Raw genomic sequence first — 15,131 nt, forward strand, 5'->3', positions numbered from 1 at the left:
GACCGAATTGACTGCGACGGAAGAGATCACCTACGAGTCGACGTCCCGGTTCGCTCAGGTGCGCCACGACCTGCGGCTGCACTACCACGAGGCGGGGGTCGGACACGACACCACGATCGTGTTGCTGCACGGCGGCGGTCCGGGCGCCTCCGGCTGGTCCAACTTCGCCCGCAACATCCCCGTGCTGGCCGAGCGCTTCCACGTCATCTGTGTCGACCAGCCCGGTTACGGCAAGTCCGACAAGCCCACCGAGCATCCGCAGTACTTCGTGCACAGCGCCACCGCGCTGAAGGACCTGCTCGACCACCTCGGCGTCGACGGGCGCGTGCACCTGCTCGGCAACTCGCTCGGCGGCGGTGCCGCGGTGCGGTTCGCACTGGACTTCCCGGACCGGGCCGGACGGCTCGTGTTGATGGGGCCGGGGGGATTGAGCGTCAATCTCTTCGCGCCCGACCCTACCGAGGGCGTGAAGCACCTCGGCCGGTTCGCGGCGCCGCCGGAGGGCCCGACCAGGGAGAAGCTCGAGGCGTTCCTCCGGGTGATGGTGTACGACCAGTCGCTGATCACCGAGGAGCTGGTCGAGGAACGCTTCGCCGCCGCGAGCACCCCCGAGTCGCTCGCCGCTGCGCGCGCGATGGGAAAGTCGTTCTCCGGACCGGACTTCGAGCTGGGGATGCTCTGGCGCGACGCGTACAAGCTGCGGCAGCGGGTGCTGTTGATCTGGGGCCGGGAGGACCGGGTCAATCCGCTCGACGGGGCACTCGTCGCGCTCAAGCTCATCCCCCGCGCCCAGCTGCACGTCTTCGGCGGCTGCGGGCACTGGGCCCAGCTCGAGAAGTTCGACGAGTTCAACCGCCTGACAATCGATTTCCTGACCGACCGGAGCGGTCGGGGCGAGCGAAGCGACGGGAGTGTCTGACATGGGTATCCGATCCCTCGCGTATCTGCGCATCGGCGCCACCGACATGGACGCCTGGCGCGAGTACGGGCTGAAGGTGCTCGGCATGGTGGAGGGCAAGGGTGTCCACCCGGACGCCCTGTACCTGCGGATGGACGACTTCCCGGCCCGGCTGATCATCGAGCCGCACGAGAGCGACCGGCTGCTGGTCGCGGGCTGGGAGACGGCGAACGCCGCTGAGCTGCAGGAGGTGCGCGACAACCTCGCGGCCGCCGGGGTCCCGTTCAAGGAGGGCACGGCCGAGCAGCTCGCCGACCGTCGTGTGGACGAGCTGATCGTGTTCCAGGACCCGTCCGGCAACACCCTCGAGGCGTTCCATGGGGTGGCGCTCGAGCACCGCCGCGTGGTCAGCCCGTACGGGCATCGGTTCGTCACCGGCGAGCAGGGACTCGGGCACGTCGTCCTGTCCACCCGCGACGACGAGGAGGCCCTGCACTTCTACCGCGACGTCCTCGGCTTCCGGCTGCGGGACTCGATGCGCATGCCGCCACAGATGGTGGGCCGCCCGGCCGACGGGAAACCGGCCTGGCTCCGCTTCTTTGGGTGCAACCCACGGCACCACAGCCTGGCGTTCCTGCCGATGCCCACGCCGAGTGGCATCGTGCACCTGATGATCGAGGTGGAGAACGCCGACGACGTCGGGCTGTGCCTGGACCGGGCGCTGCGCCGGAAGGTGAAGATGTCGGCGACGCTGGGCCGGCACGTCAACGACCTCATGCTCTCGTTCTACATGAAGACCCCGGGTGGCTTCGACGTCGAATTCGGCTGCGAGGGAAGGCAGGTCAAGGACGAGGAGTGGATCGCCCGGGAGTCCACAGCGGTCAGCCTGTGGGGTCACGACTTCAGCGTGGGGATGCAGCCGTGACCACCGCCGACGACGGTGGGATCGACCCCCGGGTCTTCCGGAACGTGCTGGGCCAGTTCTGCACGGGGGTCACGATCATCACCACCGTCGACGCGGGCGAGCCGGTGGGATTCGCCTGCCAGTCGTTCGCGGCGCTGTCGCTGGACCCGCCGCTGGTGTTGTTCTGCCCGACGAGGACGTCGCGGTCGTGGACCGCGATCGAACGATCCGGGCGCTTCTGCGTCAACGTGCTCGCGGAGGAGCAGCAGGACACGTGCGCCCGGTTCGGGTCCCGGGAGCCGGACAAGTTCGCCGGCGTCGAGTGGCGCCCGTCGCCGCTCGGCTCGCCCGTCCTGACCGGATCCCTGGCGCACATCGACTGCACCGTCGAGACCGTGCACGACGGCGGCGACCACTGGGTGGTGTTCGGACGGGTGTCCTCGCTCAGCGAGGTGCGCGACGAGAAGGAGCGGCCGCTGTTGTTCTATCGCGGCCAGTACACCGGCATCGAGCCGGACAAGACCGTGCCGGCCCCCTGGCGCGACGACCTCGAGGCGTTTCTCACCAGTACCTCGGAGGACACCTGGCTCTAGGGGGCCGGCACGGCCGGCCGGACGGTTACTCGCCGGGCTGGGGCACCTGGATGCTGTCGGGCAGCTGGTCGCGGGCCCGGTCGAGTTGCTGTTCGAGCTGCTCGACCATGCGGTCGTTGTTGAGCACCGTCACCACACCCGCCACGTAGGCGATCGACAGCACGAGCGAGACGATGCTGAGCACGATGCCCGCGATGGCGACGCCGCGCCCGGTCACGCCCAGTCGACGTGCCGCGCGAAGACCCACGATGCCGAGCACGAGCCCGACGACGGACAGCACCAGACCCACGGGGGAGAGGACGAGCGAGAGCACGCACACCAGGGCGGCGGTGCCGACGGCGAGTGCGAGGGCGGCGGCCACACTCGTCTTGGCCGGCTTCGTCGTCACCCGCTCCTCGAAGGGCGCGGCGGCGGTGGTGCGGTCCGTCACCCGGTCGTCCGTGACCACGCGCTCGCGGCCGGGAACGGGGTCGCGGCCGGGAACGGGGTCGCGGCCGGCGGCACTGGCACCGGCAGGCTCGCGTTCGATCATCGTCGGTCCTCCTGGTCGGGGTGCTGGCCGGGGGCGCCCTCGTCGACGTAGTACTCGGTGGTCACGACCCGCTTGTGGAGTCGCGGGCCGGGCGAGGGGGCGCCGTGTTGCGTTGTGTCACCGGTGCCACCGGGATGCGACGGTGTGGCCGACGGCGGAGCCGAGGTGGACACACCCGGCGCGCCTCCCTGCGGCGTCCGATGGGTCTCCGGTGTCCGGTCGGTGTCGCGCAGCCGATCGGCGTCGGGTGTCCGGTCGGTGTCCGGCGTCCGGTCGGTGTCGCGCAGCCGATCGGCGTCGGGTGTCCGGTCGACGTCCGGTGCGCGACCGGTGTCGGTGTCGGTATCCGCCCTGTCGTAGTAGCGGTAGAGCTGCGTCTCCTCCTCGGGGGTGAGACGGCCGTCCTCGTCGATGTTCGGGGCGCCGGTCACCGTGTCCTTGTCGAACGGCAGACGGATGTCCTTGCCGTCCAGCTCGGCGACGTCGATCGGCACGAAATGCCGACGGGTGCCGAACAGGCCGGTGACGACGGTGATCCAAGCAGGGTTCCCGGTGCGGTTGTCGAGGTAGACCTCGCCGACCTTGCCGAGCTTGTCGCCGCCGGGTCCGTAGACGGTGGCGCCGACAAGTGCATCGATGTCGCTGTTGTTGATCATGGTGACCTCACCGATCGATTGTGTCTTCGACTCGGTGGGTGCCCGCTGCGACGGGCGCCGAAACCCGAAGGCCGGATCAGATCGGTTCGGCGTCTCCGAAGGTCATCTGCAGACGGGGGATCGACGAGGTGAGCAGCGCGCGCCGGGGCAGCCCCAGCGCGCGCAGTTCGCCGGCGATGGGGTGGGTTCCGAGGCGCAGGGTGGCACCGCCGACGCGGCTGCGCACGCCGGCGGGATTCATCGCCCATCCGGTGCGCCGGGTGATCCCGTCCAGATGGGAGTAGGCCGTGACGGAGGCGGCGGCACCACGCCCGGGAACCGCGAGGCCCGGGCGCACCGACAGTTCCGCGATCAGCTGCCCGTCCCGGCTCACGGACGCGCGCTTGACGGCGCCGGCGTGGTCGGCGTCGAAGTCGGCGAGGATCTTGGGGAACCCCCAGATTCCCCGTCCTGCCGCCAGGGTGAACTCGCCGTCGACGGGCAGTTGATGGATCAGGGCGCCGGCGCCGCCGCGGGCGAGTTCCCGCAGATCCTGCAGCACGGTACCGCCGCGCCGGCGATGGTCACGAACGAGGAAGCACACGCCGAACTCGTTGTAGGGTCCGAGATCTCCGTCGACGTAGTCCACGAACACCAGGATGCAGATACCGCGCCCCGGGCGGTGGTGCAGCAGTTCGAGTCCCGTGTGATCGATCAGGGCCCGAGCCGGGGCGGCGGGCACCGAGTACATCGCCATGAATGCCGTCGCGGTCCGAATCCGCACCGGCATCTCGATCGGGGTGCCCGAGATCATGTGTGTCGTCACGTCCTGCCCCTCTGCGCGAACCGATCGCGAACCCGCGACCGGCCGGGTCCTGAATGAGAACGTGTTCTACTATTTGTGCTGCGTCCTGGAAGCGCAAGGTGATCGGCGAATACGCCCGGAAACGGGCAGCCGCGTGCCGAGGGGCGCGGCTGCCCGTGCGGGGATCGTCCGTCAGTCCGGCGCGCCGATGTTCATCTCGTCCGGGTGCATGCCGACGCGCGTGCCGTCGTCGAGGGTCGCGATCTCGCTTAGGTCGAGGTCGTCGAGTTCGAAGTCGAACACGTCGAAGTTCTGCGCGATCCGCGCGTCGTGGACCGACTTCGGAATCACGATCAGGCCGTTCTGCAGGTGCCAGCGGATCAGCACCTGGGCCGCGGACTTGCTGTGCCGGTCCGCGATGCGCGTGATGATCGGATCGATCAGCAGCGTGTTCGGCTTGGAATCGCGCCCCCACCCGGAATTGCTGGTACCGCCCAGCGGGCTCCACGATTCGACGGCGATACCGTGGTCGGCCGCGAAGGCGCGGATCTCCTGCTGGGGCAGGTGCGGGTGCAGCTCCACCTGGTCCACGGCGGGCAGCATGCCGCCGCGATCGACGAGCAGCTGCAGGTGGTGCGGCTCGAAGTTGCACACGCCGATCGCCTTTGCCCGGCCGGACCCGGCGATCTTCTCGAGTGCGTCCCAGGTGCGCAGCAACCGGTCGTTGTCCTGCAACGGCCAGTGGATCAGGTACAGGTCGACGTAGTCCGTGCCCAGGCGGCGGAGGCTCTCGTCGAACGCCTGCAGTGCCCGGTCGTAGCCCTGGTCGGCATTCCACAGCTTCGTGGTGAGGAAGACGTCCTCCCGCGGGACCGCGGAGGCCGCGATACCGCGCCCGACGCCCTCCTCGTTCCCGTACGCGGCGGCGGTGTCGATGTGCCGGTAGCCGGCCTCGTCGAGGGCGAAGCGCACGGCGTGTTCGGTCTGCTCGTTGGTGGCCTGCCAGACTCCCAGGCCGAGCTGCGGGATGGTGGTTCCGGAATTCAGCGTGATCACGGGAGTGCTCATCGTCCCAGGCTAACGACTGCCGGATCGCCCCGCGGCCCGAGCGAATGTACCCCTCACTCGATCAGGCCGACGCGATGGTTCATTCGCTCGGGCACGCGGGCGTCACATTCCGATCGCGGCCAGGAACTCGCGCGGCTGCCCGAACAGCTGGGCGGTGCCGTGGGCGCGCTTGAAGTACAGCTGCGCGTCGTGTTCCCACGTGATGGCGATGCCCCCGTGCAACTGGATCGTCTCCGCGGCCACCTGCTCGAACGCCTCCGAGCAGTACACCTTCGCCGCATACGCGTCCTGCGTATCCTGCGACAGCGCCGCCGCGTACGACATCGAGCGCGCGGTCTCCACCAGCGCGTACATGTCGGCCATGCGGTGCTTGAGCGCCTGGAAGGACCCGATGACGCGGCCGAACTGCTTGCGGTTCTTTGTGTACTCCACGGTCAGATCCAGCGCGGCCTGTGCCGCACCGACCTGCTCGGCCGACAGCGCGATCAGCGCGACGGTGCGCAACCGGTCCACGAGATCCGCCGGGCACGCGAGCGGCCGTCCGGTCACCCCGTCGAACCGCACCTGCGCGAGGCTGCGGGTCGGGTCCATCGTCGGCACCCGGCGCCGGGTCACGCCGGTCGCGTCCGGATCCACCTCGAACAGGGCGACGGCGTCCCCGTCGCGCGCGAGCACCAGCAGGGTGCTCGCGACGTCTCCGCCGAGCACGTAGTGCGCGGTGCCGTCGAGTCGGTCGCCGGTCGCGGTCACCCCCGGCGACGACCAGCCCGCCCCCGAGGCCCAGCACACGGCCGCGATCTCCCCGGCGGCGATGCCCGGCAGCAGCCGCGCGCATGCTTCGGTGTCGCCGGACAGCAGCAGCGCCTGCGCCGCGAGCACCGCCGAGCCGAGCATCGGTGACGGCGTCAGCGTCCGGCCGAGTTCCTCGAGCACGACGTGGGTCTCGGCGAGCGAGGCGCCCACCCCGTCGTAGTCCTCGGGCACGGCGAGCGCCGCCACCCCGATCTGCTCGACCATCCGCTCCCACAGGCCGGCGTCGTAGCCCTCGGGCGCGGTGATCGCCTTGCGCACCGCCGACGAGTCGGAGTGCTTGGCGAGCAGGTTGCGCACCGACTCGCGCAGCGCGGCGCGGTCCTCGGTTTCGAACGTCACGACGCCTCCAGCGCGTCGACGATCCGCGCCCGGTGCACGTCGGGCGTGCCCCATGCGGTGACGAGGGCGCGGACCTTCGTCAGCCACAGCGACAGATCGTGTTCCCGGGTGTAGCCGATGGCGCCGTGCACCTGCAGCGCGGTCCGGGCCGCACGGTAGGCGGCGTCGCCGCATGCGACCTTGGCGGCAGAGACGTCCCGCGACGCCTGCGGCAGCCCGTCGCGCACCGACAGCGCCGCGCCGTGCAGCAGCGGCCGGGCCATCTCCAGCGCGACGGCCACCTCGGCGAGGTGGTGCTTGACGGCCTGGAAGGAGCCGATGGCCCGGCCGAACTGCCGGCGCTGCTGCGCGTACTCGGTGGTGCGCTCGAGCAGCGTCCGGCCGAGCCCCTGCAGCTGCGCCGCGGTGGCGAGCGCGCCGAGGTCGAACGCGGCGCCGAAGTCGGCTTCACCCAACGACTCTCCCGCCGAGACGGGGAACAGCCGGCGGGCCGGGTCGACGGACTCGCGCGGCTGCCCGGGGGTGCCGACGGACACGGCTGAGCCGTCGACGTGCAGCACCAGGTCGGCGATGTCGGCGTCAACCGCGAACGGCACGTCCGGAGCGGCGGCGACTGTCGCGAGCGCGCCGGAGGTCAGGGCCGGCAACCGGTCCGGCGCCGCGGCCGCGAGCAGCACCGGGGCGACGGCGACGGTGTCGACGACCGGGCCCGGCACGGCGTGGCGGCCGAGTTGTTCGACGGCGACGACGAGGTCGACCGCGTCGGCACCCACGCCGTCGTGGTCCTCGCCGACGAGCAGGCCGCCGAGCCCGATCTCGGCGAGACGCTGCCACACCTTCAGACCGGGGCCGGTGTCGCCGGCGCTCCACGCGCGGATCACGGCCGGCATGTCGGACTTGGCGAGCAGCGCATCGATACTGGACGCGAAGTCCTCGTGGGAGGAGTCGAGCGCGAATCTCATCGGTCGCCCTTCGGGAGGCCGAGCAGGCGCTCGGCGATGACGTTCTTCTGGATTTCGTTGGTGCCGGCGTAGATCGGGCCGGACAGCGAGAACAGGTAGCCGTCCGTCCAGCCGTCGACCAGCTCGGCGGCGGCGCCCTGCAGATCGAGCGCCGTCTCGTGGGCGGCGATGTCCCACTCCGACCAGAACACCTTGTTGATGGACGACTCCGCGCCGAGCTGCCCGCCGTCCTGCAATCGCGTGACCGTGCCCCAGGTGGACAACTCGTAGGCGCGCGCGCCGATCCAGGTGTCGGCGACGCGGTTGCGCAGGGCCGCGTCGCCGTGCAGATCCGACGACTTGTACAGCTGCAGCAGCCGGTCGGCGGTGGCGAGGAACCGCCCGGGGGAGCGCAGCGACAGGCCGCGCTCGTTGGAGGCGGTGCTCATCGCGACCCGCCAGCCCTCGTTCACGCCGCCGATGACCCCGGACGCGCCGGGGTCGGCGGGGTCGTCGGGCACGAACACGTCCTCGAGGAAGATCTCGGCGAAGCCGGGCTCGCCGTCGAGCTGGTCGATGGGCCGGACGGTGACGCCCTCCGCGCGCAGGTCGAACATGAAGTACGTGATGCCCTTGTGCCGCTGCGCTTCCGGGTCGGAGCGGAACAGGCCGAAGCCCATGTCCGCGAAGGACGCCCGGGAGCTCCACGTCTTCTGCCCGTTGAGCAGCCAGCCGCCGTCGACGCGGGTGGCCGTCGAGCGCAGCGACGCGAGGTCGCTGCCGGACTCGGGTTCGGACCAGGCCTGTGCCCAGATGTCGTCGGCGCGCGCCATGCGGGGCATGATGCGGGCGAGCTGGTCGGGGTGGGCGTGCTCGAACAGGGTGGGGGCGAGCAGGAAGATGCCGTTCTGGCTGACGCGTCCGGGTGCCCCGGCGCGGTAGTACTCCTCCTCGAACACCACCCACTGCAGCAGCGAGGCGTCGCGGCCGCCGAGTTCCTCGGGCCAGGACACCACGGACAGCCGGGCGTCGGCGAGGGTGCGTTCCCACCGCCGGTGCTCTTCGAAGCCCTCCGCGGTGTCCATCGACTTCAGTGGGGTCTGCGGGACGTGCTCGGCGAGGAACGCGCGGACCTCGTCGCGGAAGGCGAGGGTTGCGTCGTCGAACTCGAGATCCACTACTTCGCTCCGTCCTGGGCCGTGGGGCCCGCGTTGCTCGCGGGGGAGGGGCGGGCGCTCGCCGCCATCGACTTGGCGTTCATGCCGCCGAGGGAGTCGGTGCCGACCTCGGCGTTGTGGGCGTGGGCGAAGTGGTGCAGGCCGAACACCGAGTCCATGCCGTTCCGCATGCCCATCTGGTCCTCGCACTGGTTGACGGCGCGCTTGGTCAGGGCCAGGCCGAACCGTGGCATTTCGGCGATACGCGCGGCCAGGGCGAGGGTCTCCTCCTCGAGCTTCTCGCGCGGCACGACGCGGTTGACCATGCCGACCTCGTATGCGCGCTGGGCGCCGAAGCGGTCGCCGGTGTAGAGGATCTCCTTGGCGAAGCGGGTGCCGAGGACCCACGGGTGGGCGAAGTACTCCACTCCGGGAATGCCCATGCGCACCACGGGATCGGAGAAGAACGCATCCTCCGACGCGACGATCAGGTCGCACACCCAGGCGAGCATGAGGCCGCCGGCGATGCACGCGCCCTGCACCATCGCGATCGTCGGCTTGGGGATCTCCCGCCAGCGGCGGCACATGCTCAGGTACACCTCCATCTCGCGGGCGTAGCGCTGGTCGCCGCCGGGCTTGTCGACGTGGTCCCACCACATGACGGCCTTGTTGTCGTAGTGCACGTGGTGATCACGCCCGGGGGTCCCCAGGTCGTGGCCGGCGGAGAAGTGCTTGCCGTTGCCGGCGAGCACGATCACCTTCACCTCGTCGTCCTCGACGGCCCGTTCGAACGCGGCGTCGAGGGCGTAGGTCATCACCGAGTTCTGCGCGTTGCGGTAGTCCGGCCGGTTGAGGGTGACGATCGCGACGCCGTCGCGCACCTCGTAGGTGACGACGTCGGGTTCGTAGGGGACGGTCATGACTTCTCCTCACGCAGAATGTTTTTCAGAACCTTGCCGGACGGGTTGCGGGGCAGGTGCCCGGTGAAGCGGACCGAGCGGGGCACCTTGAAGTTGGCCAGCTTCTCCTTGCAGAACGCGATCACGGCCTCCTCGGTCAGGCCGCTGCCCTCGAGGGCGACGACGTACGCGCGGCCGACCTCGCCCATGCGCTCGTCGGGCACACCGATGACCGCGACCTCGTGCACGCCGGGCAGACGCATCAGCGCCGCCTCGATCTCGGCGGGATAGACGTTGAACCCGCCGCTGATGTACATGTCCTTGAGCCGGTCGGTGATGTCGAGGTAGCCGCGTTCGTCGAGGGTGCCCACGTCGCCGGTGTGCAGCCAGCCGTCGGCGTCGATCGTCTTGGCGGTGGCCTCCGGGTCGTCGAGGTAGCCGAGCATCACGTTGGGGCCCCGCAGCAGGATCTCGCCCTTGTCGCCGATGCGGACCTCGAAGTCGGCGGTGGCGCGGCCGGAGGAGGTGGAGACGGTGACGGGATCGTCGTCGGTGCGGCACATCGTCGCGACCACGGCCTCGGTCTGCCCGTACGCGGTGAGCACCGCGTCGAAGCTCAGTTCGTTCTGCATGCGTTCGACGAGCGCGACGGGCACGGGTGCGGCCCCGGTGACCGCGATCCGCAGGGACGACATGTCGAATTCGTCGCGGCGGGGGTGGTCGAGGATGCTCTGGTAGATCGTCGGCGCCCCGGGCAGCACGCTGATCCGCCGGTCGGCGACGGTGGCCATCACCTTCTCGACGTCGAACACCGCCATCGGCACGACGGTGCTGCCCGCGAGCAGCGCCGCGACGAAACCGGCCTTGTATCCGAAGCTGTGGAAGAACGGGTTGATGACGAGATAGTTGTCGTCCGGCGTGAGTTCGGCGCAGTCCGCCCACGCCCGGGCGACCCCGATCAGCTGCCGGTGGGCGCTGAGCACACCCTTGCTGCGCCCGGTGGTGCCGGAGGTGAACAGGATGTCGGAGACGTCGTCGGGGGAGACGGCCCGCGCGCGGGCGTCGGCTTCGGCGCGCGCGTCCTCCGTCGCCGAGGCCAGGAACTCGTCCCAGTCCACCACGCCGTCGGCGGGGGCATCGGTCCCACCCAGCGGGACCCGCACGACGGTGGGAAGGTGCAGTTCCGGCGCCGCGGCGCGCAGGGCCGCGTACCGGTCGGTGCCGAGGAAGTCCCCGGCAACGACGAGGGCGCCGGCGTCGATCCGGTCGAGGATGTCGTGCGCCTCGTCGCCGGTGTATCGGGTGTTGACGGGGACGACGATGCCGCCGGCCCAGTGGATCCCGAGCGCGGCGACGATCCAGTGGTGCGTGTTGGGCGACCAGATCGCGACGCGTGCGCCGGGCCCGACGCCGTGGGCGACGAGGGCGGCGGCGAATTCGCGGACGTGGTCGCGCAGTTGTGCGAACGTCGGTTGCACGTCGCCGTCGACGATCGCGGTCCGGTCGGCGTGCGCCGATGCGGCGCGTTCGAGGGCCGCCGGTGTGGTTCTCGGTTGTGCGGTCACGGAGCTCCCTACCTAGCAAGTGCTTGGTAGGTTATCGTACAGACGTGCATCAGAGCGAGAGACTGGACGACACGGGTTTCGACAACGCCGCGTTCGCCGCCACCGTCCGGCAGTGGCTGGAGGACAATCTGACCGGCGAATTCGCCGAGCTGAAGGGCAAGGGTGGCCCGGGCAGCGAGCACGAGTACTTCGAGCAGCGCCTGGCCTGGGACCGGCATCTCGCCGCCGCCGGATGGACCTGCATCGGCTGGCCGGCCGAGTACGGCGGACGCGGCGCCACCCTCGAACAGCAGGTGATCTTCCACGAGGAGTACGCGAAGGCGAACGCGCCGGCCCGCGTGAATCACCTCGGCGAGGAACTGCTCGGGCCCACCCTCGTCGCCTTCGGTACCGAGGACCAGAAGCGCCGCTTCCTGCCCGGCATCCGGAACGTCACCGAACTGTGGGCCCAGGGCTACTCCGAGCCCGGCGCCGGTTCCGACCTGGCCAACGTCGCCACCACCGCCCGGCTCGAGGACGGCAAGTGGATCATCAACGGCCAGAAGGTGTGGACGTCCCTCGCGCACGTCGCACAGTGGGCGTTCGTGGTCTGCCGCACCGAACCCGGCTCTTCCCGGCACCATGGCCTGAGTTTCCTGCTCGTGCCGCTCGATCAACCGGGCGTCACGGTCCGGCCCATCCAGCAGCTCACCGGCACCTCCGAGTTCAACGAGGTCTTCTTCGACGACGCCGTCACCGACGCCGACCTCGTCGTCGGCGCCCCCGGCGACGGGTGGAAGGTCGCGATGGGACTGCTCACCTTCGAGCGCGGCGTCTCCACCCTGGGCCAGCAGATCGGCTTCGCCCGTGAGCTGCAGGGCGTCGCCGACCTCGCCGCATCCAACGGTGCCGCCGAGGATCCGCACATTCGCGAGCGGATCGCGCGCGCCCGCATCGGCCTGCGCGTGATGCGCGCCCACGCCGTGCGCACCCTCGGCGAGGCCGACCCCGGCCAGGCGTCGGTGGCAAAGCTGCTGTGGGCCAACTGGCACCGCGACCTCGGCAAGCTCGCGATGGACGTGCAGGGCCCGGCCTCGCTCGTCGGGCCGGAGCACGACCATGCCGGCAACCCGTCGGTGCTCTCGGATCCCGAGCATCTCGAGCTCGCCGAGTGGCAACGGCTGTTCCTGTTCACCCGCGCCGACACCATCTACGGCGGATCCAACGAGGTCCAGCGCAACATCATCGCCGAGCGCGTGCTCGGCCTTCCCCGAGAGGCCCGTCCGTGACCACTTCCCCCCTCGCCACGCCGCCCGTCGAGACCCCGGGCCACGGCCTGCTCGCCGGCAAGAAGGTCGTCGTCACCGCCGCCGCCGGCACCGGCATCGGTTTCGCGACCGCCCGTCGCGCCCTGCTCGAGGGCGGCGACGTGCTCGTCTCGGACTTCCACGAGCGTCGGCTCGGGGAGACGGTCGACAAGCTCGCCGCCGAGTTCCCGTCGCAGCAGGTCGACGCCCTCGTGTGCGACGTCTCCTCCACCGAGCAGGTCGACGCGCTGATCACCGGCGCCGCCGACCGGCTCGGGCGCATCGACGTGCTGGTCAACAACGCCGGCCTCGGCGGTGAGACCCCGGTGGTCGACATGACCGACGAACAGTGGGACCGCGTCCTCGACATCACCCTCACCAGCACCTTCCGCGCCACCCGCGCCGCGCTGCGCTACTTCCGGTCGGCCGGCCACGGCGGCGTCCTCGTCAACAACGCCTCGGTGCTCGGCTGGCGCGCGCAGCACTCGCAGGCGCACTACGCGGCCGCCAAGGCCGGCGTGATGGCGCTGACCCGCTGCTCGGCGATCGAGGCCGCCGAGTACGGGGTCCGGATCAACGCCGTCGCCCCGTCGATCGCGCGGCACGCCTTCCTCGCGAAGGTCACCAGCGAGGACCTGCTCGACCGGCTCGCCGCCGACGAGGCGTACGGGCGGGCCGCGGAGGTCTGGGAGATCGCCGCGACCATCGCCATGCTCGCCAGCGACTACACCACGTACCTGACCGGCGAGGTCGTCTCGATCTCCTCGCAGAGGGCCTGACCCGTGCGCGGTTCCGGTAGCCGCCGCCACCGGAACCGCGCACGGCAGCCTGAAAGGATGCCTCCATGACTCCTCCCAGAGACGATGCTGCCAAGTCCGGGCGTCGCGCCGAGTTGCTCGATATCGCCGCTCAGCTGTTCGCCTCGCGCGGGGTGCGTGCCACCACCGTGCGCGACATCGCCGACGCCGCGGGCATCCTGTCGGGCAGTCTCTATCATCACTTCGACTCCAAGGAGTCGATGGTCGACGAGATCCTGCGGGGATTCCTCGACGACCTGTTCGGCCGCTACCGCGAGATCGTCGCCTCGGGGGCGGACTCCCGCGCCACCCTCGAGGCGCTCATCACCGCGTCGTACGAATCGATCGACAAGTCGCACGCCGCGGTCGCGATCTACCAGGACGAGGCCAAGCGGCTCGTGGAGAACGAGCGGTTCTCCTACATCTCCGACCTCAACACCGAATTCCGCAACCTGTGGGTGGGGGTGATCGAGCGCGGCATCGCCGACGGCACGTTCCGGCCGGACGTCGACGTCGAACTCGTCTTCCGGTTCCTGCGCGACACCGTGTGGGTGGCCGTGCGCTGGTACCGGCCCGGCGGCACCCTCACCGCCGACAAGGTGGCGCAGCAGTACCTGTCCATCGTGCTCGACGGACTTGCCAACCCCTGAACCGACCTTCCCCGGAACCGACTAGGAGTCCCTCATGACCGAGGCATACATCGTCGACGCGGTACGCACCCCGATCGGCAAGAAGAACGGCGGCCTGTCCGCCGTCCACCCGGCCGACCTGGGCGCGCACGTGATCAAGGCGATCGTCGACCGCACCGGCATCGACCCGAGCGACGTCGACGACGTCGTCTTCGGCTGCGTCGACGCCATCGGTGGCCAGGCCGGCAACATCGCCCGCACCGCGTGGCTCGCCGCCGGCTACCCGCAGCACGTTCCCGGCGTCACCGTCGACCGGCAGTGCGGGTCGAGCCAGCAGGCCCTGCACTTCGGTGCGCAGGCCATCCTGTCCGGCACCGCCGACCTCATCGTCGCCGGCGGCGTGCAGAACATGTCGCAGATCCCGATCTCCGCGGCCATGATCGTCGGGCAGCAGTACGGCTTCGACACCCCGTTCGGCGGTTCGACCGGCTGGACCGAGCGCTACGGCGACCAGGAGGTCTCGCAGTTCCGCGGCGCCGAGATGATCGCCGACAAGTGGGATCTCAGCCGCGAGGACCTCGAGCGCTGGGCGTTGCAGAGCCATGAGCGGGCCAAGGCGGCCATCGCCGAGGGCCGGTTCGAGGGCGAGATCGTCCCGCTCGGCGACGCCACCGTCGACGAGGGACCCCGCGAGACGAGCCTCGAGAAGATGGCGTCACTCGCGACGCTCGTCGAGGGCGGCCGGCTCACCGCCGCCGTCGCCAGCCAGATCTCCGACGGTGCCTCGGCGGTGCTGCTCGCCTCCGACGAGGCCGTGCGCAAGTACGGCCTGAAGCCCCGCGCCCGGATCTACCACCTCAGTGCCCGCGGCGACGACCCGATCTTCATGCTCAGCGCGCCCATCCCGGCGACGCAGCATGCGTTGGAGAAGACCGGCCTGAGCATCGACGACATCGACCTGATCGAGATCAACGAGGCCTTCGCCCCCGTCGTGCTGGCCTGGATCAAGGAGATCGGCGCCGACCCGGCCAAGGTCAACGTCAACGGCGGCGCCATCGCGCTGGGCCACCCGCTCGGCGCCACCGGCACCAAGCTGATGGCGACTCTGCTGAACGAGCTCGAGCGCCGCGAGGGTCGCTACGGCCTGCTGACGATCTGCGAGGGCGGCGGCACCGCCAACGTGACGATCATCGAGCGGGTGTAGACAGGCGGCTGCGCCGCCGGTGTGTCCCTTGGGCTGTCAGGGCAGCCCAAGAGACACACCGGCGCG

General features: G+C 70.4%; 16 protein-coding genes. 7 read left to right on the forward strand and 9 right to left on the reverse strand.

All coding sequences use genetic code 11. The features are described from left to right. Nucleotides 1-7: 7 nt before the first annotated feature. From hsaD to hsaB, 3 genes are read left to right on the forward strand one after another with little or no spacing between them, the layout of a single operon-like run. Nucleotides 8-919: a 4,5:9,10-diseco-3-hydroxy-5,9,17-trioxoandrosta-1(10),2-diene-4-oate hydrolase gene (hsaD, locus tag KZJ41_RS03985; protein ID WP_006937757.1), complete on the forward strand. Its 912-nt coding sequence runs from the start codon at nucleotides 8-10 to the stop codon at nucleotides 917-919. 1 nt (nucleotide 920) lies between these two features. After that, complete coding sequence (hsaC, locus tag KZJ41_RS03990) at nucleotides 921-1,823, forward strand: iron-dependent extradiol dioxygenase HsaC (RefSeq protein ID WP_006937760.1); 903 nt, start codon at nucleotides 921-923, stop codon at nucleotides 1,821-1,823. Further along, nucleotides 1,820-2,395: a 3-hydroxy-9,10-secoandrosta-1,3,5(10)-triene-9,17-dione monooxygenase reductase subunit gene (gene hsaB, locus KZJ41_RS03995; RefSeq protein WP_065923061.1), complete on the forward strand. Its 576-nt coding sequence runs from the start codon at nucleotides 1,820-1,822 to the stop codon at nucleotides 2,393-2,395. Before hsaC ends, hsaB begins: the two co-directional genes overlap by 4 nt. Nucleotides 2,396-2,420: 25 nt before the next feature. Here hsaB and KZJ41_RS04000 read toward each other — a convergent pair whose 3' ends face one another. The 9 genes from KZJ41_RS04000 to fadD3 form a co-directional block, all read right to left on the reverse strand. Next, nucleotides 2,421-2,927 (reverse strand): DUF4190 domain-containing protein, encoded by a 507-nt coding sequence (locus KZJ41_RS04000; protein ID WP_065923060.1) that lies wholly within the window; start codon nucleotides 2,925-2,927, stop codon nucleotides 2,421-2,423. Then, entirely contained in the window at nucleotides 2,924-3,583 is a 660-nt protein-coding gene (locus KZJ41_RS04005; protein WP_065923059.1) for a PRC-barrel domain-containing protein, read from the reverse strand. Before KZJ41_RS04005 ends, KZJ41_RS04000 begins: the two co-directional genes overlap by 4 nt. Nucleotides 3,584-3,659: 76 nt before the next feature. After that, nucleotides 3,660-4,376: an acetoacetate decarboxylase family protein gene (locus KZJ41_RS04010; protein ID WP_043797523.1), complete on the reverse strand. Its 717-nt coding sequence runs from the start codon at nucleotides 4,374-4,376 to the stop codon at nucleotides 3,660-3,662. Between the two features lie 183 nt (nucleotides 4,377-4,559). Further along, nucleotides 4,560-5,435 carry an aldo/keto reductase gene (locus KZJ41_RS04015; RefSeq protein ID WP_029540948.1) on the reverse strand — a complete coding sequence of 292 codons (876 nt, stop codon included), beginning with the start codon at nucleotides 5,433-5,435 and terminating at the stop codon, nucleotides 4,560-4,562. A 102-nt stretch (nucleotides 5,436-5,537) separates the two neighbouring features. Next, nucleotides 5,538-6,587: an acyl-CoA dehydrogenase family protein gene (locus KZJ41_RS04020; protein ID WP_050034568.1), complete on the reverse strand. Its 1,050-nt coding sequence runs from the start codon at nucleotides 6,585-6,587 to the stop codon at nucleotides 5,538-5,540. Further along, nucleotides 6,584-7,549, reverse strand: a complete 966-nt coding sequence (locus KZJ41_RS04025) for an acyl-CoA dehydrogenase family protein (protein ID WP_006937774.1) — start codon at nucleotides 7,547-7,549, stop codon at nucleotides 6,584-6,586. The genes KZJ41_RS04020 and KZJ41_RS04025 overlap by 4 nt, the downstream gene beginning before the upstream one ends. Continuing rightward, on the reverse strand, nucleotides 7,546-8,706 hold the full coding sequence (locus KZJ41_RS04030; RefSeq protein ID WP_006937775.1) for an acyl-CoA dehydrogenase family protein: 1,161 nt from the start codon (nucleotides 8,704-8,706) through the stop codon (nucleotides 7,546-7,548). The genes KZJ41_RS04025 and KZJ41_RS04030 overlap by 4 nt, the downstream gene beginning before the upstream one ends. Further along, nucleotides 8,706-9,605, reverse strand: coding sequence for an enoyl-CoA hydratase (locus KZJ41_RS04035; RefSeq protein WP_006937776.1), 900 nt, complete (start codon nucleotides 9,603-9,605; stop codon nucleotides 8,706-8,708). The genes KZJ41_RS04030 and KZJ41_RS04035 overlap by 1 nt, the downstream gene beginning before the upstream one ends. Then, nucleotides 9,602-11,149, reverse strand: a complete 1,548-nt coding sequence (gene fadD3, locus KZJ41_RS04040; protein ID WP_065923057.1) for a 3-[(3aS,4S,7aS)-7a-methyl-1,5-dioxo-octahydro-1H-inden-4-yl]propanoyl:CoA ligase — start codon at nucleotides 11,147-11,149, stop codon at nucleotides 9,602-9,604. The genes KZJ41_RS04035 and fadD3 overlap by 4 nt, the downstream gene beginning before the upstream one ends. Before the next feature lie 44 nt (nucleotides 11,150-11,193). Between fadD3 and KZJ41_RS04045 the strand changes: the two genes are divergently transcribed. The 4 genes from KZJ41_RS04045 to KZJ41_RS04060 all read left to right on the forward strand — a co-directional run bounded on the left by KZJ41_RS04045 (nucleotide 11,194) and on the right by KZJ41_RS04060 (nucleotide 15,065). Beyond that, a complete protein-coding gene (locus tag KZJ41_RS04045) occupies nucleotides 11,194-12,417 on the forward strand; it encodes an acyl-CoA dehydrogenase family protein (protein ID WP_006937778.1) in 1,224 nt (407 codons plus the stop codon). After that, on the forward strand, nucleotides 12,414-13,214 hold the full coding sequence (locus KZJ41_RS04050) for an SDR family oxidoreductase (RefSeq protein ID WP_006937781.1): 801 nt from the start codon (nucleotides 12,414-12,416) through the stop codon (nucleotides 13,212-13,214). The genes KZJ41_RS04045 and KZJ41_RS04050 overlap by 4 nt, the downstream gene beginning before the upstream one ends. A 65-nt stretch (nucleotides 13,215-13,279) precedes the next feature. Then, nucleotides 13,280-13,882 carry a TetR/AcrR family transcriptional regulator gene (locus KZJ41_RS04055; RefSeq protein WP_006937783.1) on the forward strand — a complete coding sequence of 201 codons (603 nt, stop codon included), beginning with the start codon at nucleotides 13,280-13,282 and terminating at the stop codon, nucleotides 13,880-13,882. Nucleotides 13,883-13,916: 34 nt separating this feature from the next. Further along, on the forward strand, nucleotides 13,917-15,065 hold the full coding sequence (locus KZJ41_RS04060; RefSeq protein ID WP_065923056.1) for an acetyl-CoA C-acetyltransferase: 1,149 nt from the start codon (nucleotides 13,917-13,919) through the stop codon (nucleotides 15,063-15,065). Nucleotides 15,066-15,131 lie beyond the last annotated feature (66 nt).

Origin of the sequence: Rhodococcus sp. 11-3, from assembly GCF_023704055.1 — a bacterium.
Taxonomy (GTDB): Bacteria; Actinomycetota; Actinomycetes; order Mycobacteriales; family Mycobacteriaceae; genus Rhodococcus; species Rhodococcus aetherivorans.

Excerpts from the sequence above, each read along its gene's own strand:
- KZJ41_RS04035 (WP_006937776.1), bottom strand. The coding sequence starts at position 9,605 with ATGACCGTCCCCTACGAACCCGACGTCGTCACCTACGAGGTGCGCGAC.
- KZJ41_RS04005 (WP_065923059.1), bottom strand. The coding sequence starts at position 3,583 with ATGATCAACAACAGCGACATCGATGCACTTGTCGGCGCCACCGTCTAC.
- KZJ41_RS04000 (WP_065923060.1), bottom strand. The coding sequence starts at position 2,927 with ATGATCGAACGCGAGCCTGCCGGTGCCAGTGCCGCCGGCCGCGACCCC.
- KZJ41_RS04060 (WP_065923056.1), top strand. The coding sequence starts at position 13,917 with ATGACCGAGGCATACATCGTCGACGCGGTACGCACCCCGATCGGCAAG.
- KZJ41_RS04010 (WP_043797523.1), bottom strand. The coding sequence starts at position 4,376 with ATGATCTCGGGCACCCCGATCGAGATGCCGGTGCGGATTCGGACCGCG.
- hsaC (WP_006937760.1), top strand. The coding sequence starts at position 921 with ATGGGTATCCGATCCCTCGCGTATCTGCGCATCGGCGCCACCGACATG.
- KZJ41_RS04015 (WP_029540948.1), bottom strand. The coding sequence starts at position 5,435 with ATGAGCACTCCCGTGATCACGCTGAATTCCGGAACCACCATCCCGCAG.
- KZJ41_RS04025 (WP_006937774.1), bottom strand. The coding sequence starts at position 7,549 with ATGAGATTCGCGCTCGACTCCTCCCACGAGGACTTCGCGTCCAGTATC.
- KZJ41_RS04055 (WP_006937783.1), top strand. The coding sequence starts at position 13,280 with ATGACTCCTCCCAGAGACGATGCTGCCAAGTCCGGGCGTCGCGCCGAG.